We start from the raw sequence: 19,736 nt of genomic DNA, 5'->3' as shown, positions 1-19,736 counted from the left end.
GGCGGTGCGTGTGGGGGTTCCTCGACGGTACCCACGACTGGGAGCGCTGTCAGTCGCGCCCGACCCGGGGCGTAACACGCGCATTCCGCGCCCGACCCCGGGGAAGCTCGAACATCCTTCGATCAGCGCGCGTCATCGGGGGGCACCGGCGGCAGGGTCTTCGACTGCGCCGGCGTGCGCGACCGCCGCTCGGGCCGCTGGTCCGGACCGCGTCAAGCCGAGCGCGCGGCGCGGCGAGGCGCGGCGTCGACGGCCGCGGGTCAGCTCCCGCCGAGCTCGCGCGCGGCGTCGGCCCTGCGGTGCAGCAGCGCGCGCTCGCGCTCGTTCGCGGTCATCGCGGCGGCGCGCTCGAACTCGGCCGCCGCGGCCTCGCCCCGACCGAGCCGCTCGTAGAGGTCGCCGCGCACGCTCGGCAGCAGGTGGTAGCCCCGTAGGGCGGCCACGCTCTCGAGCTGGTCGAGCAGGGCGAGCCCGGCTTCGGGTCCGTACGCACGCCCCAGTGCGACGGCTCGGTTGAGCTCGGCGACGGGTGATCCGGTGCGGCGCCCCAGTCGCTCGTAGAGCTCGGCGATCGTCGCCCAGTCGGTGGCGTCGACGGATGCCGCGCGCGCATGCTCGTCGGCGATCGCCGCCTGCAGCACGTACGGTCCGGGCTCCGCCGAGGCGCTCGTCGACGGCTGGGTCGTGAGGAGGATGTCGGCGCGGGCGAGGGCGTCCTGGCCGCGGCGGATGCGCGCGGCATCCCAGGTGCGTCGGTCCTGGGCGTCGAGCAGCACGGGCTCGCCGTCGGGGCCGACCCTTGCCGCGAGCCGCGACGACTGCAGTTCCATGAGCGCGGAGAGGCCGTGCACCTCGGGGTCGTCGGGCACGAGCGCCGTGAGGATGCGCCCGAGGCGCACGGCCTCGTCGCAGAGGGCCGGGCGCATCCAGTCCTCGCCCTCGGTGGCCGAGTAACCCTCGTTGAAGAGCAGGTAGACGACGCCGAGCACGGTCTGCAGCCGCTCGGCGCGCTCGGTGCTGCTCGGCTCCTCGATGGCCGCGCCCGCCTCGGCGAGTGTGCGCTTGGCCCGCGAGACCCGCTGGGCGACCGTCGCCTCTGGTGCGAGGTAGGCCCGGGCGATCTCGCGCGTGGAGAGGCCGGCGACGAGCTTCAGCGTGAGCGTGGTCTGCGCCTCGGGCGTGAGGGCGGGGTGGCAGCAGATGTACATGAGCCGCAGCACGTCGTCCTCGACGTGGTCGATGCCCGCGCCGGGGTCGGACTCGACCGCCTCGTCCAGCTCGCGCGCGAGTGCGGCGAACGCGCCGTCGAGCTTGGCCCGTCGGCGGAACTCGTCGACGGTGCGTCGTTTCGCGGTGGTCATGAGCCAGGCGCCGGGGTTGTCGGGGATGCCGGTGGCCGGCCATTGCGCGAGGGCCGCGACGATCGCGTCCTGCGCGACGTCCTCGGCGAGGCCGACGTCGCGCACGATGCGCACGAGCGCGGCGATGAGCCGCGTCGATTCGAGCCGCCAGACGGCCTCGATCGCGGCGCGCGTCGTCTCCTCACCCACGTGGGCATGAGACCACGCGCGCCGCGCGGGCGCAAGGGCCGGGCTCAGTACTCCGCGATCTGCCGGATCTCGACGCTGCCGACGAAGCCCGGCCAGTGGTCGACGTGGATCTGCATCAGCCGCCGGGCGAGTTCGAGCGCCTCCTCGTGCGTGCGCACCTCGACGATCGCGTAGCCGCCCACGAGTTCCTTGGCCTCGGTGAACGGGCCGTCGACGGCCTTGATGCGCCCGTCGGCGAGCGAGACGATCGCACCGGCCGAGCTCGGCAGCAGGCCCTGGCTGTCGATGAGCACCCCGGCCTCACGGCCCCACCGGTCGTACTCGGCCATGGCCGCGTACATCGCGGGCGGCGTCTCGCCGTTCTCGTCGGTCGACTTCATCATGCACAGGTAACGCATCGGAATCCTCCTCGGTGAGGCGCGCCCGGTCGGCGTGCCCTCACCATAGCGTCGGCATCCGCCCGCCGTTCTCGACATGGCCCACGAGGAATTCGCGAACGATCTCGTGGGCCGTGTCGAGAACGGATGCCGCGCCGCGACGCCTTGGTGAACGACCCGATCGACCGGGTCGCCGACCGGAGGGAAGCACACCATGGACACCACCTCGACCGCCGACGTCGCACCCGCCCGTATCGCGAGCGGCGGCGCCCGGCCGCATCCGATCGCCCAGGCCCCGGATGCCGCGACCCGGCGCCTCGTCCTCGCGGGCGTCGTCGCCGGACCGCTCTTCGTGGTCGTCGGCCTCGTGCAGGCGCTCACGCGCGAGGGATTCGACCTGTCGCGGCATCCGCTCAGCCTGCTCTCGCTCGGCGACCGCGGCTGGGTGCAGATCGCGAACTTCGTCATCGCCGGCCTGCTGATGTTCGCGTTCGCCGCGGGGGTGCGCCGAAGCCTCGGCGACGGCCCGGGGCGGGTGTGGGCGCCCGTGCTGTTCGGGCTCTACGGCGCCGGACTCGTGCTCGGCGGCGCCTTCACGGCCGACCCGGCGCTCGGGTTCCCGCTCGGCACGCCCGACGGGTACCCGACCGAGTGGACGTTCCACGGCGGCGTGCACGCCTTCGCCGCACCGCTCGCGTTCCTCGCGCTCGTGGCGGTGACCTTCGTGATCGCGCGCCGGCTGCGGTGGGAGGGCCGGCGCACGGCGGCCGCGTGGTCGATCGTGCTCGGGCTGGCCTGCCTGGTGCTCTGCGTGCCGTTCGGGCCGGCGACGAGCATCCGCCTGTTCGTGGGCGTGGCGCTCGGGTTCGCGTGGATCACGGCCTACGCCGTCTCGCTGCTGCGCCGCTGAGCCCGCCGGGCCGGAGCGGAGGAGAACGGCCTCAGGGGAGGACGGTTCGCCGAGAACCGTCCTCCCCAGCGGGCGATGTCCTCCGGTTCAGTGGGCGGATGCGGCAGCGACGGCGGGCTGACGACGGCGGCCCCTCGAGGCATCCGTCGCCCCGACGCGGCGAACCTGCTCGAGCCAGGCGGCACGCTTCTCGGGGGTCGAGAACCGCACGGGCGTGAGCCTTGTGATGCCGATCGTGCGCACGCCGCAGTAGCCGAGGGTCGCGCGCTTCAACGAGGTCTCGGCGGCGTTGCGGTACACGAACCGGTTCCACGCGATGGGCGAGTCCATGGTCATGACGATGCGCGCGGTCTTGCCCTCGAGCAGTCGGGTCGAGATCTGCCCGCGTCCGTACGTGAAGGCCGTGCCCGAGAGGATGGCCCGGTCGAGGAACGCCTTCAGGACGGCCGGGTAGGTGCCCCACCACTGCGGGAAGAAGAAGACGAGGTGGTCGGCCCACGCGACGTCGTCGATGAAGGCGCGGATGCGGGGCTCGAGGTGCGAGGTGTCGCCGTCGGGTGCGCGCAGGTCGCCACGGGCGGCGGGCAGCAGGTCGAACTCCCGCTCGGCGAGGTCGATGACCCGCACCTCGGAGGCGTCGACGGATGCCGCGCGCAGGCCGGTCGCGTACTGCTCGGCGAGGGCGTGGTTGAAGCTGCCGGCCGTGGGGTGGCCGATGATCACGAGCGTGTTCGTCATGGTTCAGTGCTCCTTGGAGTCGAGATGGCGGATGACGGTCTTCAGGTCGTCGTGCAGGGCGTCGAGGTCGACCGTGTCGAGGTCGTCGAACTCGTCGGTGAACGAGGCTCCGAGCATGGGCAGCGCCTCGGAGAGCAGGCGGCCCGCCTGCGGGGTGATCGAGAGCAGCACGCGTCGGGCGTTCGCCGGGTCGGTGCTGGTCTGCACGAGTCCGGCCTCGACGAACGAGGGCACGCGCTTGCTCACGGCCGCCTTGCTGACGCCGAGGCAGTCGGCGAGGGTCGTGATGTCGGGCGGCGACGGGAGGTTCGCGATCACCGCGATGAACTGGAACTGGCTGAAGCTGATGCCGAACCGCGCACGCAGCAGGGCGTCCGCGAAGCGATCCATGCGGTCGACGAGCAGGTGCAGGGTGACCGTGAGGTGATCGCCCAGTGGGCCGCCGGGTTCGGGGAGTGCCTTCGATTCGGGGCTCATGTGATGAGTAAACCTGTTGACACCTAATATGTCAACAGGTTTACAACTATTCGCGCACCGGCGGGGACCCAGCCGCCGTGCGGGAGAATGGACGGATGACGAGAACGGTGCGCGGCGCGAACCTGCTGATCACGGGTGCCGCGGGCGGCATGGGGCGCATGTACGCGCAACGTGCCGTGGCTGAGCACGCGGCATCCGTCACCCTGTGGGACCGCGACGCGGCCGCCCTCGCACGCACCGTCGAGGCGTTGGCCGCCGTCTCGAAGGGACGCACGCGCATCCACTCCTACGTCGTCGACCTCGCCGACCTGGGCTCGATCGCCAAGCACGCGCAGAAGGTGCGCAAGGAGGTCGGCAACCCCGACGTACTCATCAACAACGCGGGCATCGTGCGCGGCAACCGCTACTTCTGGCAGACCGACAACGGCGAGGACACGCGCCCGACCATGCAGGTCAACGCGCTCGCGCCCATGTACGTGACCCGGGAGTTCCTGCCCGGCATGATCTCGAACGCCTACCGGCCCGCTCGCATCGTGAACATCGCCTCGGCGGCGGGCACGCTCGCCAACCCGCGCATGGCGACCTACGCGGCGTCCAAGGCCGCGCTCATCGGCTGGAGCGATTCGCTGAGGCTCGAGCTCGAGCAGGCCGACCACACCAACGTGCGGGTCACGACCGTGGCACCCAGCTACATCTCGACGGGCATGTTCGCGGGCGCTCGGGGGCCGGTGCTCACCCCGATCCTCGAGCCCGAGTTCGTCGTCGACCGCGTGTGGTCGGCCATGCTCAAGGGCAGGCCGATGCTCGAGCTGCCGTGGAGCGTCGGGTTCTCACGGGCATTGCGAGGCCTGCTGCCCACCAGGGTGTTCGACCGCGTCGTCGGCGACGGGCTCGGCATCTACCGGTCGATGGAGCGGTTCACCGGGCGCTGAGCGCCGGCCGAGCGGATGCCTCGGGCAGGTCGTCCGCGGACGGCGGCGGTGCGGCGCCGTCAGTCGTTGCCGTTGTTGTTGCCCTTGCCCTTGTTGTCGTTGTCCTTGCCCTTGTCGTCGTCCTTGTCGTCCTTGCCCTTGTCGTCCTCGCCAGTGTCGTCGTCGGAAGCGGGTGTCGGGGTGGGCGTGGGCGTGGGCGTCGTCGCGACCTCGGCGGCCTCCAGGTCGGCCCGGACGACGTCGAGCGCCGCCCGGATCTCCTGCTCCTTCGCGGCGTCGACGCGGCCCGCGTCGACGGCCTCGGCGAGGTCCTGCTCGAGCGAATCGAGCTCGGCGAGGGCGCCGGCGTAGTCCTCGGCGGCGGCCCGCTCCGCGACCTCGACGACGGAGGCGTGCAGCTCGGCCGACGCGTCCTCGCCCCCGGAGGCGCACGCCGAGAGCCCGGAGGCGAGGACGATGGCGACGGCCGCGGCCGCCAGCGCGGTCGATCGGCGTCGTGGGCGAAGCATCGGGGTCATTCGGTCACCGCCTGGTCGAGGTCCTCGAGGTGCACGCCGAGTTCACCGGGCACGACCGGCATGGGCGCGGGCGTCGGATCCCCGCCGACCGGCCCGCCCGCGGTCGTCGCGAGCACGATGGCGACGATCGCAGCGACGACCACGAGGATCGCCGCGGCGACGACGGGCCCCACCCAGCGGCGACGTCGGCGCCCGCCGTCCGCGGCCGTGGGCACGGCCGACCGGGACGAGGCCGGCGCGGGCAGCACCCGTGTCGCCTCGTCGTCGTCGAGGACCGGGCCGAGGTCGTGCGCCGGGTCGGGCAGCACCTCGGTGGCGGCTTCCGTGCTCGCCACCGTGCTCGCGACCGTGTCCGCATCCGTGCTCGGCACCCGGTCGACCGGGCTCGAGGTGTCGAGGGCGGCTGCCGCGACGGCGACTTCGAGGGCTGCGGGCCGATCGCCGGGCTCCCGGGCCGTCATGGAGCGCAGCAGTGCGCCCCAGTCGCTGCCGAGCGACTCGGGGATGTCGGGATCGCGCGCCAGCCGTGCGCTCGCCGCCTCGATCGCGGGACCGGGGAACGCCGGCTCGCCCGTGCGGGCCTCGAGCACGAGCAGGCCGAGCGCGTAGATGTCGGAGGGCGGCCCGGGCGGAGTTCCGGTCACCTGCTCGGGTGCGAGGTAGCCCGGTGTGCCCACCAGCAGGCCCGTGCGGGTGAGCCGGGCGTCGTCGATGAGCCTCGCGATGCCGAAATCGGCGAGCTTGGCGTTCCACGTGTGCGTCGGCAGGTGCGCGGGCTCGAGCAGCACGTTGGCCGGCTTGACGTCGCGGTGCACGATGCCGCGGGCGTGGATCACGTGCAGGGCCTCGGCGAGGTCGGCGAGCAGCCGGGCGGCATCCGGCGCGCCGAGTGCGCCCACCCGCAGGGCGTCGCGCAGGTCCCGGCCCTCGACGAGTTCCATGACGAGGAACTCCCGCCCGGTGCCGGCGTCGTGGGCCGCGTCGTAGAGGCGCACGAGGGCGCGGTGGGAGAGGCTCGCGAGCAGGGCCGTCTCGGACTTGCGTCGTTCGTCGTCGTCGATGCCCTCGGCGGCCGCGGCGAACACCTTGACGGCGACGGGGCGACCGAGCGCGAGGTCCTCTCCGCGGTACACGCTCGCCATGCCGCCCCGGCCGATGAGGCCGTCGAGGCGGTAGCGCGCGTCGAGCGTGGCGCCGATCAGGGGATCGACCGCGACGCGTTCGGGAGGGTTCGTCACATGACGAGGGTAGTCCGGCCACCCGGACGCCGCCTGTCCGTGCCGGTGTCGTGCCCGTGCCCAGGCCCGTGCTCGAGGTGAGGACGCCGCCCTACAGGTCGTGCCCGCCGAGCCACTCGAGCAGCACGCTGCGGAACTCGGCCGCTCGCTCGACGCTCGGCAGGTGAGCGGCGTCGGCGATGCGCACCGCCGTGGCGTGGGGGAGGGAGGCGGCGAGGGTGTCGAACTGGGCGACGAACTGCGAGAGGTCGTGATCGCCGACCATCACGAGTGCGGGCACGTCGAGGTCGCCGAGCCGGCCGTACGCGGGCGGATCGAGCGGCAGGATGTCGCCGTCGTCGGCGGCATGCGACACGTTGGGTGCATTCAGGTCGTGCGCCCGGCGCAGGAACGCCGGGTCGAGCGCGTGCTCGTCGCGGCCGGTGCCGACCGCGAAGAGGGCGGTCTCGAGCGCGACGAGTCGCACGGGGTCGACGAGCGGATCGACGGCGTCGACCGCGTCGAACCGGCGCTGCTCGTCGGGCGTCGGCTCGACGTCGGGATGCCCGCCGACCCGTGCCGAGACGGCGACGAGCCCGGCGACGCGGTCGGGCGAGGCGAGTGCGAGGTCGATCGCGATGGCGCCGCCCCGACTCGCCCCGACGACGGTGGCGCGGGCGAGGCCGAGGTGGTCGAGCAGGGCCAGCGCGTCGGCGTGGTTCGCGAACGGCACGGCCGCGTCATGCCGGGTGCCGCCGAAGCCGCGCGGGTCGTAGCGCACCACGAGGTGCGAGTCCGAAAGCGCCTCCACGTGCTCGTCCCACATGCGCAGCGTGGCGATGCCGGCGGGGATCAGGAGCAGGGCCGGCGCGGATGCGCGACCGGTCGTCTCGTAGTGCAGCGCGGCGCCGGGCAGGTCGAGGGAGGGCATGTTCAGAGCGTACGCAGTCGCGGTCGCCCGCTCGTCATTGGTAGCTCACGAGGTCGGGCACCGGATCGACGTCGGTCATGGTGTGCTCGGGCGTGAGCATGGGCGCATCCTCGTCGATGAAGTTCTTCCAGCCCCAGGCGGCGTCGAGCGCCGGATCGTGGAGCGCGCGCCACGTCACCTGCTTCTGCGGCTGGGTGCCACTGCCGTCGATGTGGAAGAGCACGTCGACCTCGGGCCGATCGAGTTCGATGCGGTCGCGGTGCAGGATCATGTCCTCGCGGAACTGGTGGAGCACGAGCAGCTTCGGGGGCAGGTCGAGTTCGTCGCAGATGGCGGCGAGCTCGTCGATGACCTGGTTCACCTCGCTCGCGTCGACCTGTCCGATGTCGGCCAGGTGGTGCTGGTTCGCGTCGAGTCGCCATTCGGGGTCGAGCGCGAGGCCGACCCATGGGTACTCCAGCAGCGACCGGTACTCCTCGAGCTGCTGCACGAACGTGTCGCGTCCGGGCTGGAGATCGAGCACCACGTACTGCCCGGCTTCGCCTGCGGCGGTGATCCAGGGCAGCAGGTCGGCCGGCTCGGGCTCGCTCGAGTAGTCGCCGTCGGGCGTCGGGGACCCGGAGGCGAGCGTGGTGATGATCTCGAGCGCCGGCATCACCGTGCGATCGGTGAGGTCGTCGTACTCGGCCGCGAGGCCCGCCGCACGTTCGACGGCCTGCTCGAGCGGCTGCTCGCCGAGGATGCCGAGCGTCGGGGAGCCGGGCTTGCCGTACTCGGCCACGAGCAGGTGATCGGGGAAGAGCACCTGGCCGCCGCCCGGCAGCTCGACGCCGGTTCGGGCGGTGCGCACCTGCCAGTCGAGCGAGGCGGCTGCCGCGAACTCGGCGCCGATCGCGACCGCCGGCGCGCCGTCGGCCTCATGGAGTGCCCGGATCGCCTCGGAGGAGCGCTGCGGGTTCGGGTCGGCGGGGGGAAGGGACAGGACGGTCGCGCCGGCGGCCCGCGCGGTCGCGACCGCGGCCGCCGTCTCGTCGGTGGCGAGCACGACCGCGGCCGACGGTTCGTGAGCGAGGTCGAGGTCGCGGAGCGCCGCGGCGGCATCGGACGCCGCATCCGATCCGCCGACGGGCACGACGTCGCGGTCGCCGAACCGGTCGCCATCCGTCGTCGCCGACTCGTCGGTGTCGGTCTCGATCGTGACGACCTGCGTGGCGTCGAGCCGGTCGAGCTCCGCGAGGAGGGCGTCGGGGTCGCCCGCGGTCGCCGACTCGCTCGGGCCGGCGGTCGCCCCCGCCGTCGCCGCGACGAGGAGCGGCACACCGAGCTCGACCGCCACCTCCGTTGCGACGGCGATCTCGGCGGCACCCTCGGGGCTGACGACGACGGCCGGCGACGCGGCGAAGAGCGCCTCGCTGGCGGCGATGGCCGCGGCCGCGGCATCCGTGTCGTCGATCACCGTGAGCGGTGCCTCGGGGGCACGCACCTCGACCGCGACCGAGGCCGATGCGTCGGGCGCCGGGGTGCACCCCGCGAGCAGAAGCAGCGCACCGACGGCGATCGTCGTCGAGGTCGCGCCGGTTCTGCGGTGCACGTCGGCCACCTAGAAGATCATGGGCCGATCGTCGTCGTCGCCACCGAGGTCGAGGTCGACGAGCACCGGCACGTGGTCGCTCGGGGCGGTGCCCTTGCGCTCGTTGCGGTGGATGGAGGCGCCGGTCACGGCGTGCGCGAACGCCTCGGACCCCAGGATGAAGTCGATGCGCAGGCCCTCGTTGCGCGGGAAGCGCAGCTGCTTGTAGTCCCAGTACGTGAAGCCCTCGGGCACGAGCGGGCGCACGACGTCGGTGACGCCGGCGGCCTCGAAGCCGAAGAAGGCCTCGCGCTCGGCGGGCGACACGTGCGTCGTGACACCCTCGATGACGGTGGGGTCGTTGTTGTCGTGGTCGAAGGGCACGATGTTGAAGTCGCCCATGAGCGCGAAGGGGCGCGTGGGGTGCGCCGACGTCTCGGCGCGCGTGTACTCGGTGAGCGCCGCGAGCCAGTCGAGCTTGTACGTGTAGTGCGGGTCGTCGAGCGAGCGCCCGTTGGGCACGTACAGGCTCCAGAGCCGGACGCCGTCGACCGTGGCTCCGAGCGCCCGCGCCTCCTTCGGCAGGTCGGGGCCCTCGTGGCCCTTGAGGAACCCGGGCATGCCGGGGAAGGTCGTCTCGACGTCTTCGATGGGCGCGCGGCTCGCGATGGCGACGCCGTTCCACTGGTTGAGGCCGTGGATGGCGACCTCGTAGCCCGCGGCCTCGAACGCCTCGAGCGGGAACTGCTCGGGCTTGCACTTGATCTCCTGCATGGCCAGCACGTCGACGTCTTCACGCACCATCCAGTCGACCGTGCGGTCGACGCGGGTGCGGATCGAGTTGACGTTCCAGGTGGCGATGCGCATGGGTTCAAGCCTACGGTCGGCCGCCGACGTCGGCGGACGCCGCCGGACGACCTGACGCGAGTACCCCGCTCAGTCCGGCAGCTCGGGGTCGGGGTCGGGATCGGAGGCGGCCCGGAGCCGGGGCATCACGACCCACATGCCCACGACGACCACGGCGCCGACGCCGAGCGCCCACCACCCGGCCGTGCGCGACAGGGCGACGTCGAAGACGAGCGAGGTCACGCCGACGAGCAGCAGTCCGACGACCGTGAGGTGCGCGATGAGCAGGTGGTTGCCGGTGCGCACGAGCCGCTCCTTGACCCGGCGCCGGAACAGGGCCCGGTGCAGGGTCACGGGTGCGAGGCCGATGACCGTCGCGAGTCCGGCGAGGGACACCAGCACGAGGTAGAGCGTCAGCTGGTACTCGTCGAGCTCGTCGAACCTGGGCTGGAAGGCCACCGCGATGAGGAACCCGCCGATCAGCTGCGTTCCCGTCAGCGCCACGCGCAGCTCCTGGAGGATCTCGTTCCAGTTGCGATCGCTGCGCTGGTTGGCGGTCTCGTTGCGGCCGTCGCCCGGTGCGACATCGGAGTGTGCGGGCATGTTCGATCGTAGGGCGATCGGATGCCCCGGAATCAACCCCTTGCGCCGCGTCGTGTTCGGCGGCCACTGGCCCTCGCCCCGGCGGAACTGCGAAGATCGGGGAAGGAGATCGGGGGAGCCGTGGCATACAGCGTCGAAGGCATCGAGGGACTGCCCGAGATCGGCAGGGGCGACGACCTCGCGGCGATCATCGTGGCGGCGAGCGAGCTCGAGGACGGCGACATCCTCGTGGTCACGTCGAAGGTCGTGTCCAAGGCCGAGGGGCGCGTCGTCGCCGCGACCGACCGCGAACAGGCGATCACCGACGAGACCGTGCGGGTCGTCGCGACCCGCGAGTTCCCGGGTGGCGTCACGCGCATCGTCGAGAACCGCCAGGGCATCATCGGGGCCGCCGCGGGGGTCGACGCCTCGAATGCGCCCGACGGCACGGTGCTGCTGCTGCCCGTCGACCCGGATGCCTCGGCGCGGGCGCTCGCCACCGGCATCCGCTCGCTCACGGGGCGCAGCATCGGCGTGATCCTCTCCGACACGCTCGGCCGGCCGTGGCGCGAGGGCCAGACCGACATCGCGATCGGCGCCGCCGGCGTGCACGTGTTCGACGACCTCAGGGGCGGCACGGATGCCGCGGGCAAGCCGCTCGTCGTGACCATGCCGTGCGTGGCCGACGAGATCGCCTCGGCCGCGGAGCTCGTCAAGGGCAAGTCGGCCGGCGTGCCGGTCGCCGTCGTCCGCGGACTCGGACGGTACGTCGGCGCGCTCGACCTGCCCGGCGCCCGCACCATCCAGCGTCCGTCGGATCGCGACCTCTTCCGCGTCGGCGCCGACGAGGCCTACGACAACGGGTACCGCGACGGGTTCGAGGAGTCGCAGAGCGAGGGGTCGCTCCGGCGCGAGTCGTAGCGCCTGCGGGCCGGCTGCGCCGGGTCGGCATGCGTCGCCTCGTTGCGCCGGTTCGTGAATTCTGGATCCAGAACCGGGTGCCGTGCCGGGTTTTCCGCTACGTTCAGGATCCATGAGCGCGCAGAATGCAGCCCCTCCCGTCGGCGACGGCGGGGCCGCGGCCCTCCAGCAGCTGGCCGGCCGTCACGCGACCGGGTACCGCTCGGTGGGCGTGATGGTCTACGACATCCTCAAGGACGCGATCCTCAGCGGCGCCCTGCTGCCGGGGCAGAAGCTCCGCCAGGAGACGCTCGCCGAGCTCATCGGCGTCTCGCGGCTGCCGGTGCGCTCGGCGCTCATCCAGCTCGAGGCCGACGGGCTCGTCGAGTTCCACGAGCGCCGCGGCGCGGTCGTGAAGTCGCTCTCCGCCTCGCAGGCCCGGGAGGTCTACGACATCCGCGTGCTCCTCGAGGTCGAGGCGCTCCGGCTGACGATGGCCGAGCTCACCGACGACCGCGTGACCCGCCTGCGGGAGCTCGGCAAGGCCGCCGACCGGCAGCAGGAGGGCGCGGACTTCGTCGATGCCCGCACCGAGTTCTACGCCGAGCTCTACGACGCCGCCCAGCGGCCGGTGCTCTGGGAGATGATCGAGCAGCTGCGCCTCAAGGTCGGCCGCTACGTGCTCGGCTGGCGCCTCGTCGGCGACGCCGAGCACAGCCACACCCACGAGCAGCTCATCGAGGCCGTCGCGTCGGGCGACGTCGAGCGCGCGGTCGCCGTGCTGCGCGACCACCTCATCGGCGTGCGCGACGCGGTGCTCGAGCTGCTCGAGGCCGAGTCCGTGGCGGCGGATGCCGCGGGGCCGGCGCCACGCGTGCGCGTTCCGCGCTGAGACGCTCTCCGATCCGGCGGCCTCGTCCCGTCGTCGGGCGAGTGCGCCGCGTCTCGGTGCCGTCGGTCGAGTGCGCCGCGTATCGAGACCTGGGTGGGCGCTGGTCTCGAGATGGCGCCGACGCGGCTCTCGGCCCCCGAGCCGCACAGGGAGAGCGGTCGAGGCATCCGTTCTCGGTATTGCATTTTGGATCCAGAATCCGGAATGATGGAGCTCGGGTCCCCGCGAACGGGTGACCTTCGCGAATTCGGACCCGGCCCCCTCATCGGAGCGGGAGGATGGAGGGGTGTCAGTGCACATCGGATACGCCGCCATGCTCGAGCAGTTCCCGCCCTCCGAGGCGGTGGCGCTCGCCGCGCTCGCCGAGCACCACGGCTTCTCGGGCGTCATGGCCTCCGACCACTTCCAGCCCTGGCTGCCGCAGCAGGGCGAGTCCTCGTTCGTGTGGAGCGTGCTCGCCGCGCTCGGCGAGCGCACCACCGGCGACCTCGGCCCGGGCGTGACCACGCCGACGTTCCGCTGGCATCCGGCCATGGTCGCCCAGGCCAGCGCGACCCTCGCGTCGATGTACCCCGGCCGGCACTGGCTCGGCATCGGCTCGGGCGAGGCGCTCAACGAGCACGTCGTCGGCACCTACTGGCCCGAGGCGCACGAGCGCATCAACCGCATGTTCGAGGCCGTCGACATCATCAAGAAGCTCTTCACGGCCTCGATCGCGGGGCGCGAGGTACGCCACGCCGGCCCGCACTTCCGGCTCGAGACCACCCGACTCTGGACCATGCCGCCCGTCGCGCCCGAGATCTACGTCGCCACGCAAGGCCCCGTCACCGCGAAGCGGGCCGGCCGCCAGGTCGACGGCATCATCACGACCGGTGCCGACGACGAGCGCCTGCGGGTGCTCCTCGCGAAGTTCGACGAGGGCGCGCGCGAGGGCGGCCGAGACCGGTCGAAGCTCACGCGCGTGCTGCAGCTCCACCTCTCGTGGGCGCCGACCGACGAGGAGGCGATGGCGAACGCGCTGCGCGAGTGGCCCATCGCGGGCATGCGCTTCGCTCGCGGCGACATCCGCTCGCCCTTCGAGTTCGAGCAGCTCGCCCGCTCCGTGCGGCCCGAGGACTTCAACGGCCGGCTCACGATCTCGAGCGATCCCGACGTGCACCGCGCGCGCATCCAGCGCTGCATCGACCTCGGGTTCGACCGCATCTACCTCCACAACGTCGGGCGCAACCAGCAGGAGTGGCTCGAGGTCTTCGGGCGCGAGGTCCTGCCGAGGCTCGTGCGATGAGCACCGTCGCCACCGAATCGCGAGCGGATGCCGCGGGCGCGGGCCCGGCCGTCGCAGTGGCCGTCGCTGACGTCGTCGCTGACGCCGAGCGAGCGGATGCCGCGGCGATCGCCGTGCACGCCCTGCCCGGCCTCGGCGAGATCCGCCCGGGCGACGACCTCGTCGAGCTCATCGCAGGGGCCGCCGGTCTCGCCGGCGGACTCCACGACGGCGACATCCTCGTCGTGACCTCGAAGATCGTGTCCAAGGCCGAGGGGCGCATCGTGCACGCCGCCGACCGCGAGCAGGCGATCACCGACGAGACCGTTCGCGTCGTCGCGACCCGGGCGCACGAGGGCGGCGTCACCCGCATCGTCGAGAACCGGCAGGGCATGGTCGCGGCCGCGGCGGGCGTCGACGCGTCGAACACGGCAGACGGCACCGTGCTGCTGCTGCCGGTCGACCCCGACGCATCCGCTCGTCGTCTCGCACGCGGCCTGCGCGAGCGCACCGGCGCGACCATCGGCGTGATCCTCTCCGACACGCTCGGCCGTCCGTGGCGCGAGGGCCAGACCGACGTCGCCATCGGCGCGGCCGGCGTGCACGTCGTCGACGACCTCCGCGGCGGCACCGACAGCGCCGGACGCACGCTCACGGTCACGATGGCGTGCCTCGCCGACGAACTCGCCGGCGCCGGCGACCTCGTCAAGGGCAAGGCGAGCGGATGCCCCGTGGCCGTCGTCTCGGGCCTCGCGCGGGCCGTCGGCCCGCTCGACCTGCCCGGTGCCGCGAGCATCGTGCGCCCGTCGGAGCGCGACCTCTTCCGGCTCGGCACCGACGAGGCGATCGAGCTCGGCCGGCGCGACGGGCACGAGCGCGGCTTCGCGAGCGGCCGGGCCGTCGGACACGCCGAGGGTTTCGCCGCCGGCTATGCCGAGGGCGTCGCGACCGCTCGCGTCGAAGCGCTCATGGCGCAGGCGGCCCGGGCCTCGGTCGTGCCTGCGCCGACCGTGTCCGCCGTGCCCGCGCCGGCCGCCCCCGTCGTGCCCTCATCGGCGCCCGCCGACGCAGCGCTCCGGATGGAGGCGACCGCATGCTGACCTACGACGTCGTCGTGCCCGTGAAGCTGCTCGCCGAGGCGAAGACGCGGCTCGCGCCCGCGGTCGACCGTGCGGCTCGCGCCGAACTCGCCCGGGCGTTCGTGCTCGACACGATCGACGCGGCCCTCGTCGCCGAGCGGGTCGAGCGCGTCATCGTCGTCGGCGACCTGAGCGGTCACGTCGACGAGGTGCCCGACGGCGTCGTGGTCGTCGCCGAGCCCGAGCCCCGATCCCTCGCCACGGCGATCCGCCACGGCATCGCCGAGGCGAGGCGCCTCGCCGCCGACCGGTCCACGAGCGCCGCCGGCGCATCCGGGCGGAGCCACCGCGGCATCGCCGTGCTGCTCGGCGACCTGCCCGCGCTGACCGGCGCGGCGCTGGACGCGGCGCTCGGGGCCGCGTCGCGGCATCCGCTCGCCTTCATGCCCGACGCCGAGGGCACCGGCACCACGCTCGCGGCGGCCGCGGCGCACACGAGGTTCGAGCCCGCGTTCGGCGTCGACTCGGCGATGCTGCACCGCGCGCTCGGCTTCCACGACCTCTCGCACGAGGTGGCCGCGCCGCTCGCCGCCCGCGTGCGCCGCGACGTCGACACGGTCGGTGCCCTCGAGGCTGCGGTGCGGCTCGGCCCCGGCGCGCACACCACGGCCGCGCTCGCCGCGCGAGGCGTTGTCGATGCCGTCCGGCGCGGCGAGGCCGACTCCCGTGCCGCCGACTCCCGCGCCGCCGATCTCCGCCCCGATGCCGGCCCGAGCGCCGACGTCGACACCGACCCAGATGCCGGCGCGCCCCCGTGCCCCAGCGACTCCATCAGAAAGGGAGCAGCATGACCCTCACCCTCGGATACAAGGCCAGCGCCGAGCAGTTCGACCCGCGCGAGCTCGTCGAGATCGCCGTCGCGGCCGAAGCGCACGGCATGGAGTCGGTCTTCACGAGCGACCACTTCCAGCCGTGGCGGCACACGGGCGGCCACGCGCCGTTCTCGCTCGCCTGGATGGCGGCGGTCGGCGAGCGCACGTCGAAGATCCGCATCGGCACCTCGGTGCTGACGCCCACCTTCCGCTACAACCCCGCCGTGCTGGCCCAGGCGTTCGCGACCATGGGCGTGCTCTACCCGGGGCGCGTCATCCTCGGCGTCGGCTCGGGCGAGGCGCTCAACGAGATCGCCACGGGCTTCCAGGGCGCCGGCGAGCAGGAGTGGCCCGAGTTCCGCGAGCGCTACGCGCGCCTGCGCGAGTCGGTGCGCCTCATGCGGGCGCTCTGGAGCGACGAGGACCAGGTCAGCTTCGACGGCGAGTACTACTCGACCCACGACGCGTCGATCTACGACCGCCCCGAGGGCGGTGTGCCGATCTACATCGCGGCCGGCGGACCCCAGGTCGCGAAGTACGCCGGGCGCGCGGGCGACGGCTTCATCTGCACGTCGGGCAAGGGCGCCGAGCTCTACGCCGACCAGCTCATGCCCGCCGTGAAGGAGGGCCTCGAGGCCCGCACCGACGGCCGTACCTTCGACGAGTACGACCGCATGATCGAGATCAAGCTCTCGTACGAGGAGACCGAGGAGGCCGCCCTCGACAACACCCGGTTCTGGTCGCCGCTCTCGCTCTCGAAGGAGCAGAAGCACGACATCACCGACCCCGTCGAGATGGAGCGGGCCGCGGACGCGCTGCCCATCGAGACGATCGCGAAGCGCTGGATCGTCGGCACCGACCCCGACACCGTCGTCGAGCAGATCGGCCAGTACATGGACTGGGGCTTCAACCACCTCGTGTTCCACGCGCCCGGCCACGACCAGCGCCGGTTCCTGCAGCTGTTCGAGCGCGACCTCGCGCCGCGGCTGCGCGCCCGCGCCGCGAAGTAGCGGCGGGCGGCTCGTCCGCGCCGACCCAGGGCGCCCCGATTCGGCGATCGGGGCGCCCTGTCGTGCATCCGGCGTAGCGTGGAGCCTGCGAGGCAGCGCGACGAGAGCCAGCGCCGAGAGCCAGCGCGACAATGACGTCGGAGGAGGGGCCATGGCCGTCATCGGATGGATCGGACTCGGGCACATGGGCGGGCCCATGTCGGCCCACTTGGTCGCGGCAGGGCACGAGGTGCGCGGGTTCGACCTCGACGACGCGGCCTGCATCCTCGCGGCCGAGCGCGGTGTGCGCGTGTGCGAGAGCATCGCCGAGACCGTCGCGGACGTCGACGCCGTCTTCACGTCGCTGCCGCGCGACGAGCACGTGCGCGAGGTCTCCGCGGCGGCCGGGGGCATCTGGGCCACGGCGCCGGCGGGCACCCTGCTGCTCGACACCTCGACGGTCGACGTGGAGACCTCGCGATGGTGCCATGCCGAGTCGGCGGCCCACGGGTTCCGGTTCGTCGACGCCCCGATCTCGGGTGGCGTCGCCGGGGCCGAGCGCGGGTCGCTCACGTTCATGCTCGGCGGCGAACCCGACGCCGTGGCGGCGGCCCGACCGCTCGTGGAGCCCATGGCGGCGCACGTCTTCGACCTCGGAGGGCCGACGCTCGGCATCGCGGCGAAGCTCGCCAACAACCTGATGCTCTTCGTCTCGCTGCTCGGCGTCGCTGAGGCGGCCGCGCTCGCGGCGTCGCTCGGACTCGATCCCGCGCGATTCCACGAGGTCGCGGCCGCCTCGTCGGGTGACTCCTGGCCGCTCCGCACCTGGTACCCGGCTCCCGGTGTCGTGGAGACGAGTCCCGCGAACCGCAACTTCGACGCGACGTTCTCGGCGGCGCTCGCCGAGAAGGACCTCTCGTTCGCGGTCTCGGCGGGCGAGGCATCCGGGCTGCACATCCCGGCGGCCGAGCTGGCGCTCGAGCAGTTCCGCCGGCTCGCGACGGAGGGGTACGCGGGCAAGGACGCGAGCCTCGTGGCGAAGTACCCGCCCGCCGACGGCACGATCCCGGGGTTCGACCCCTCGGCCTGACCCGATCGCCGCGCCCACGCCGCCCGCGATCGGTCGGCTGCTACGCCGTGGGCGCCGGCGAGCCGCCGAGGGGCGCCGAGGCAGGCACGGGTACTGGAACCGCGGATGCCGCCGCGCTCGCGACCGCGATCAGCGGGCGACCGGTGAGCGGGTGCGTGATCACCTCGGCCCGCACGCCGTAGACGTCGTGCACGAGCTCGGAGGTGAGCACCTCGGCGGGCGGCCCGGCAGCGACGACCCGTCCGGCCGCGAGCACGACGACGTGGTCGGCGTAGGCGGCGGCATGCGAGAGGTCGTGCAGGGCGGCGACGACGGTGAGCCCGTCGCGCGCGAGCCCCGCGAGCAGGTCGAGGGCGACGAACTGGGAGCCGAGGTCGAGGTGGTTCGTCGGCTCGTCGGCGAGCAGCAGGGTCGGCTCCTGCGCGATCGCCCGGGCGAGCGTCACGCGTTGTCGTTCGCCGCCAGAGAGCGAGTCGAGGGTCCGGCCGGCGAACTCCGCGGCGCCGACCGCGGCGAGTGCGCCGTCGATGACGGCGCGGTCGCGCGCGCCGGCGATGCCGAAGGCCCCGAGATGCGGCGTGCGCCCGAGGGCGACGGACGCCTCGACGGTCAGCCTCCCGTCGACCTCGGCCTGCTGCTCGGCGAGGGCGACGATCCTGGCCCGCTCGCGTCGTCGCATGCCGTCGAGCGGCGTTCCGTCGAGGCGCAGTTCGCCCTCGTCGGCGCGCTCGACCGCGGCGATGAGGTGCAGCAGCGTCGACTTGCCGGCGCCGTTCGGCCCGATGAGCGCGGTCAGCGCGCCACGGGGGAGCGTCGTGTCGACGCCGTCGATGATCGTGCGTCCGGCGCGATCGAAGCGCACGCGCGACAGGTCGAGGCTCATGCCGTCCTCCTCGTGCGAAGCAGCAGCCAGGCGAAGACCGGCCCGCCGACCAGTGCGGTGATGATGCCGACCGGCAGTTCGCGGGGGTCGAACAGGGTGCGGGCGGCGGTGTCGGCCCAGACGAGGAAGATCGCCCCGGCGAGGGCGGAGAGCGGCAGCAAGGGACGGTGACCCGGTCCGGTCACGAGCCGCACGGCGTGCGGGAGCACGAGCCCGACGAAGCCGATCGACCCGCTCACCGCGACGAGCGCGCCGGTGAGCAGTGCCGTGCCGCCGAGCAGCAGCACGCGCGAACGGGCGACGTGCACGCCGAGCGCGGCCGCGCCCGCCTCGCCGAGGGCGAAGGCGTCGAGCGTGCGGGCGCTCGCGAGGAGCGGCACGCCCACGACGACGAGCGCGACGCCGCTGATCGCGACGGAGGTCCAGTCGGTGCCCGCGAGCGAGCCGAGCAGCCAGTTGAGGATCTCCCGGTAGCTGTCGCCCGTCGCGCTCCAGAAGATGACGAGGCTCGTGATCGCCCCGAACACGCTCGACACCGCGATGCCGGCGAGCACGGTCGTGGTGGGGTCGAGCCGGGCGCCGCGGCCCGACCGTGCGGAGGCCGCCATGGCGAGGCCGAGCGTCGCGACCAGGGCCGCGAGCGCCCCGGCGAAGGCGGCGAACGGAAGCAGCAGACCTGCGCCGAGCACGATCACGACGACCGCGCCGACCGAGGCGCCCGATGAGAGTCCGAGCAGGTACGGGTCGGCGAGGGTGTTGCGGGTGACGGCCTGCATGACCGCGCCGCAGAGCGCGAGCCCGGCCCCGACCACGGCGGCCGTGAGCACGCGCGGCATCCGCAGTTCCCACACGATGGCGTCGCGGATGGTGGAGAGCGTCGGCTCGCCGAAGCCGAGGTGCGCCCCGATGCTCGCGAACACGTCGGACGGTGCGAGGCCCGCTGGGCCGATCGTGACGGCGATGATGACGGATGCCACGAGCAGCACGGCGAGCAGCACGCCCCAGGCGACCGGCCCGAGCGCTCGCGCGCCGCGTCGGCCGCCGCTCGCACCCGATGCGCCGAGTGCGGGGGCGTCGCGAGCCGTGCGCTCGCTCGTGGCATCCGTGGTCATGGTGCGC

At 73.2% G+C, this 19,736-nt stretch carries 21 protein-coding genes; 9 read left to right on the top strand and 12 right to left on the bottom strand.

The features are described from left to right. Positions 1-260 precede the first annotated feature (260 nt). Together ACR3IO_RS10455 and ACR3IO_RS10450 are read right to left on the bottom strand one after the other, a co-directional pair. Positions 261-1,550 (bottom strand): RNA polymerase sigma factor, encoded by a 1,290-nt coding sequence (locus ACR3IO_RS10455; protein ID WP_434071131.1) that lies wholly within the window; start codon positions 1,548-1,550, stop codon positions 261-263. 44 nt (positions 1,551-1,594) lie between these two features. After that, positions 1,595-1,948, bottom strand: a complete 354-nt coding sequence (locus ACR3IO_RS10450; protein WP_434071130.1) for a YciI family protein — start codon at positions 1,946-1,948, stop codon at positions 1,595-1,597. A 193-nt stretch (positions 1,949-2,141) separates the two neighbouring features. On the opposite strand from ACR3IO_RS10450, the gene ACR3IO_RS10445 reads away from it, so the two are divergent. Continuing rightward, entirely contained in the window at positions 2,142-2,837 is a 696-nt protein-coding gene (locus tag ACR3IO_RS10445; RefSeq protein WP_434071129.1) for a DUF998 domain-containing protein, read from the top strand. Positions 2,838-2,924: 87 nt separating this feature from the next. On the opposite strand, the gene ACR3IO_RS10440 is transcribed toward ACR3IO_RS10445, so the two are convergent. Together ACR3IO_RS10440 and ACR3IO_RS10435 are read right to left on the bottom strand one after the other, a co-directional pair. Then, positions 2,925-3,575, bottom strand: coding sequence for an NAD(P)H-dependent oxidoreductase (locus ACR3IO_RS10440; RefSeq protein ID WP_434071128.1), 651 nt, complete (start codon positions 3,573-3,575; stop codon positions 2,925-2,927). A gap of 3 nt (positions 3,576-3,578) precedes the next feature. Next, the gene (locus tag ACR3IO_RS10435) at positions 3,579-4,052 is read right to left on the bottom strand and encodes a MarR family winged helix-turn-helix transcriptional regulator (RefSeq protein ID WP_434071127.1); all 474 of its coding nucleotides are present in this window, start codon (positions 4,050-4,052) and stop codon (positions 3,579-3,581) included. 95 nt (positions 4,053-4,147) lie between these two features. On the opposite strand from ACR3IO_RS10435, the gene ACR3IO_RS10430 reads away from it, so the two are divergent. Then, on the top strand, positions 4,148-4,984 hold the full coding sequence (locus ACR3IO_RS10430; RefSeq protein ID WP_434071126.1) for an SDR family oxidoreductase: 837 nt from the start codon (positions 4,148-4,150) through the stop codon (positions 4,982-4,984). A gap of 59 nt (positions 4,985-5,043) precedes the next feature. Here the strand turns inward: ACR3IO_RS10430 and ACR3IO_RS10425 are convergent, their stop codons facing one another. The 6 genes from ACR3IO_RS10425 to ACR3IO_RS10400 form a co-directional block, all read right to left on the bottom strand. Beyond that, positions 5,044-5,493, bottom strand: coding sequence for a hypothetical protein (locus ACR3IO_RS10425; protein ID WP_434071125.1), 450 nt, complete (start codon positions 5,491-5,493; stop codon positions 5,044-5,046). Between the two features lie 5 nt (positions 5,494-5,498). Beyond that, positions 5,499-6,740: a serine/threonine-protein kinase gene (locus tag ACR3IO_RS10420; RefSeq protein WP_434071124.1), complete on the bottom strand. Its 1,242-nt coding sequence runs from the start codon at positions 6,738-6,740 to the stop codon at positions 5,499-5,501. 91 nt (positions 6,741-6,831) lie between these two features. After that, positions 6,832-7,650: an alpha/beta fold hydrolase gene (locus ACR3IO_RS10415; RefSeq protein ID WP_434071123.1), complete on the bottom strand. Its 819-nt coding sequence runs from the start codon at positions 7,648-7,650 to the stop codon at positions 6,832-6,834. 34 nt (positions 7,651-7,684) lie between these two features. Then, positions 7,685-9,241 (bottom strand): hypothetical protein, encoded by a 1,557-nt coding sequence (locus tag ACR3IO_RS10410; RefSeq protein ID WP_434071122.1) that lies wholly within the window; start codon positions 9,239-9,241, stop codon positions 7,685-7,687. A 9-nt stretch (positions 9,242-9,250) separates the two neighbouring features. Then, a complete protein-coding gene (locus ACR3IO_RS10405; protein WP_434071121.1) occupies positions 9,251-10,087 on the bottom strand; it encodes an exodeoxyribonuclease III in 837 nt (278 codons plus the stop codon). 69 nt (positions 10,088-10,156) lie between these two features. Then, a complete protein-coding gene (locus tag ACR3IO_RS10400) occupies positions 10,157-10,669 on the bottom strand; it encodes a DUF6328 family protein (protein WP_434071120.1) in 513 nt (170 codons plus the stop codon). A gap of 120 nt (positions 10,670-10,789) precedes the next feature. Here ACR3IO_RS10400 and cofE point away from each other — a divergent pair, with 120 nt between their 5' ends. The 7 genes from cofE to ACR3IO_RS10365 all read left to right on the top strand — a co-directional run bounded on the left by cofE (position 10,790) and on the right by ACR3IO_RS10365 (position 17,734). After that, the gene (gene cofE / locus ACR3IO_RS10395) at positions 10,790-11,569 is read left to right on the top strand and encodes a coenzyme F420-0:L-glutamate ligase (RefSeq protein ID WP_434071119.1); all 780 of its coding nucleotides are present in this window, start codon (positions 10,790-10,792) and stop codon (positions 11,567-11,569) included. 112 nt (positions 11,570-11,681) lie between these two features. After that, positions 11,682-12,440 (top strand): GntR family transcriptional regulator, encoded by a 759-nt coding sequence (locus tag ACR3IO_RS10390; RefSeq protein ID WP_434071118.1) that lies wholly within the window; start codon positions 11,682-11,684, stop codon positions 12,438-12,440. Between the two features lie 286 nt (positions 12,441-12,726). Further along, positions 12,727-13,725, top strand: coding sequence for a TIGR03557 family F420-dependent LLM class oxidoreductase (locus ACR3IO_RS10385; RefSeq protein WP_434071117.1), 999 nt, complete (start codon positions 12,727-12,729; stop codon positions 13,723-13,725). Next, on the top strand, positions 13,722-14,804 hold the full coding sequence (locus ACR3IO_RS10380; protein ID WP_434071116.1) for a coenzyme F420-0:L-glutamate ligase: 1,083 nt from the start codon (positions 13,722-13,724) through the stop codon (positions 14,802-14,804). The genes ACR3IO_RS10385 and ACR3IO_RS10380 overlap by 4 nt, the downstream gene beginning before the upstream one ends. Continuing rightward, on the top strand, positions 14,798-15,634 hold the full coding sequence (gene cofC / locus ACR3IO_RS10375; RefSeq protein ID WP_434071115.1) for a 2-phospho-L-lactate guanylyltransferase: 837 nt from the start codon (positions 14,798-14,800) through the stop codon (positions 15,632-15,634). Before ACR3IO_RS10380 ends, cofC begins: the two co-directional genes overlap by 7 nt. After that, on the top strand, positions 15,631-16,665 hold the full coding sequence (gene fgd, locus ACR3IO_RS10370; RefSeq protein ID WP_434071114.1) for a glucose-6-phosphate dehydrogenase (coenzyme-F420): 1,035 nt from the start codon (positions 15,631-15,633) through the stop codon (positions 16,663-16,665). The genes cofC and fgd overlap by 4 nt, the downstream gene beginning before the upstream one ends. A gap of 151 nt (positions 16,666-16,816) precedes the next feature. Further along, positions 16,817-17,734: an NAD(P)-dependent oxidoreductase gene (locus ACR3IO_RS10365; protein WP_434071113.1), complete on the top strand. Its 918-nt coding sequence runs from the start codon at positions 16,817-16,819 to the stop codon at positions 17,732-17,734. 40 nt (positions 17,735-17,774) lie between these two features. On the opposite strand, the gene ACR3IO_RS10360 is transcribed toward ACR3IO_RS10365, so the two are convergent. Together ACR3IO_RS10360 and ACR3IO_RS10355 are read right to left on the bottom strand one after the other, a co-directional pair. Then, a complete protein-coding gene (locus ACR3IO_RS10360; protein ID WP_434071112.1) occupies positions 17,775-18,617 on the bottom strand; it encodes an ABC transporter ATP-binding protein in 843 nt (280 codons plus the stop codon). Next, a complete protein-coding gene (locus tag ACR3IO_RS10355) occupies positions 18,614-19,729 on the bottom strand; it encodes a putative F420-0 ABC transporter permease subunit (RefSeq protein ID WP_434071111.1) in 1,116 nt (371 codons plus the stop codon). Before ACR3IO_RS10355 ends, ACR3IO_RS10360 begins: the two co-directional genes overlap by 4 nt. Positions 19,730-19,736 lie beyond the last annotated feature (7 nt).

The organism is Agromyces sp. Marseille-Q5079 (assembly GCF_051016555.1).
GTDB lineage: Bacteria > Actinomycetota > Actinomycetes > Actinomycetales > Microbacteriaceae > Agromyces.
Note: the sequence above shows the minus strand (reverse complement) of the source record. Positions and strands in the feature narration are given on the sequence as shown.

Excerpts from the sequence above, each read along its gene's own strand:
- ACR3IO_RS10400 (WP_434071120.1), bottom strand. The coding sequence starts at position 10,669 with ATGCCCGCACACTCCGATGTCGCACCGGGCGACGGCCGCAACGAGACC.
- ACR3IO_RS10435 (WP_434071127.1), bottom strand. The coding sequence starts at position 4,052 with ATGAGCCCCGAATCGAAGGCACTCCCCGAACCCGGCGGCCCACTGGGC.
- ACR3IO_RS10365 (WP_434071113.1), top strand. The coding sequence starts at position 16,817 with ATGGCCGTCATCGGATGGATCGGACTCGGGCACATGGGCGGGCCCATG.
- ACR3IO_RS10440 (WP_434071128.1), bottom strand. The coding sequence starts at position 3,575 with ATGACGAACACGCTCGTGATCATCGGCCACCCCACGGCCGGCAGCTTC.
- ACR3IO_RS10450 (WP_434071130.1), bottom strand. The coding sequence starts at position 1,948 with ATGCGTTACCTGTGCATGATGAAGTCGACCGACGAGAACGGCGAGACG.
- ACR3IO_RS10425 (WP_434071125.1), bottom strand. The coding sequence starts at position 5,493 with ATGCTTCGCCCACGACGCCGATCGACCGCGCTGGCGGCCGCGGCCGTC.
- fgd (WP_434071114.1), top strand. The coding sequence starts at position 15,631 with ATGACCCTCACCCTCGGATACAAGGCCAGCGCCGAGCAGTTCGACCCG.
- cofC (WP_434071115.1), top strand. The coding sequence starts at position 14,798 with ATGCTGACCTACGACGTCGTCGTGCCCGTGAAGCTGCTCGCCGAGGCG.
- ACR3IO_RS10380 (WP_434071116.1), top strand. The coding sequence starts at position 13,722 with ATGAGCACCGTCGCCACCGAATCGCGAGCGGATGCCGCGGGCGCGGGC.
- ACR3IO_RS10445 (WP_434071129.1), top strand. The coding sequence starts at position 2,142 with ATGGACACCACCTCGACCGCCGACGTCGCACCCGCCCGTATCGCGAGC.
- ACR3IO_RS10360 (WP_434071112.1), bottom strand. The coding sequence starts at position 18,617 with ATGAGCCTCGACCTGTCGCGCGTGCGCTTCGATCGCGCCGGACGCACG.
- ACR3IO_RS10405 (WP_434071121.1), bottom strand. The coding sequence starts at position 10,087 with ATGCGCATCGCCACCTGGAACGTCAACTCGATCCGCACCCGCGTCGAC.
- ACR3IO_RS10390 (WP_434071118.1), top strand. The coding sequence starts at position 11,682 with ATGAGCGCGCAGAATGCAGCCCCTCCCGTCGGCGACGGCGGGGCCGCG.
- ACR3IO_RS10430 (WP_434071126.1), top strand. The coding sequence starts at position 4,148 with ATGACGAGAACGGTGCGCGGCGCGAACCTGCTGATCACGGGTGCCGCG.
- ACR3IO_RS10355 (WP_434071111.1), bottom strand. The coding sequence starts at position 19,729 with ATGACCACGGATGCCACGAGCGAGCGCACGGCTCGCGACGCCCCCGCA.
- ACR3IO_RS10415 (WP_434071123.1), bottom strand. The coding sequence starts at position 7,650 with ATGCCCTCCCTCGACCTGCCCGGCGCCGCGCTGCACTACGAGACGACC.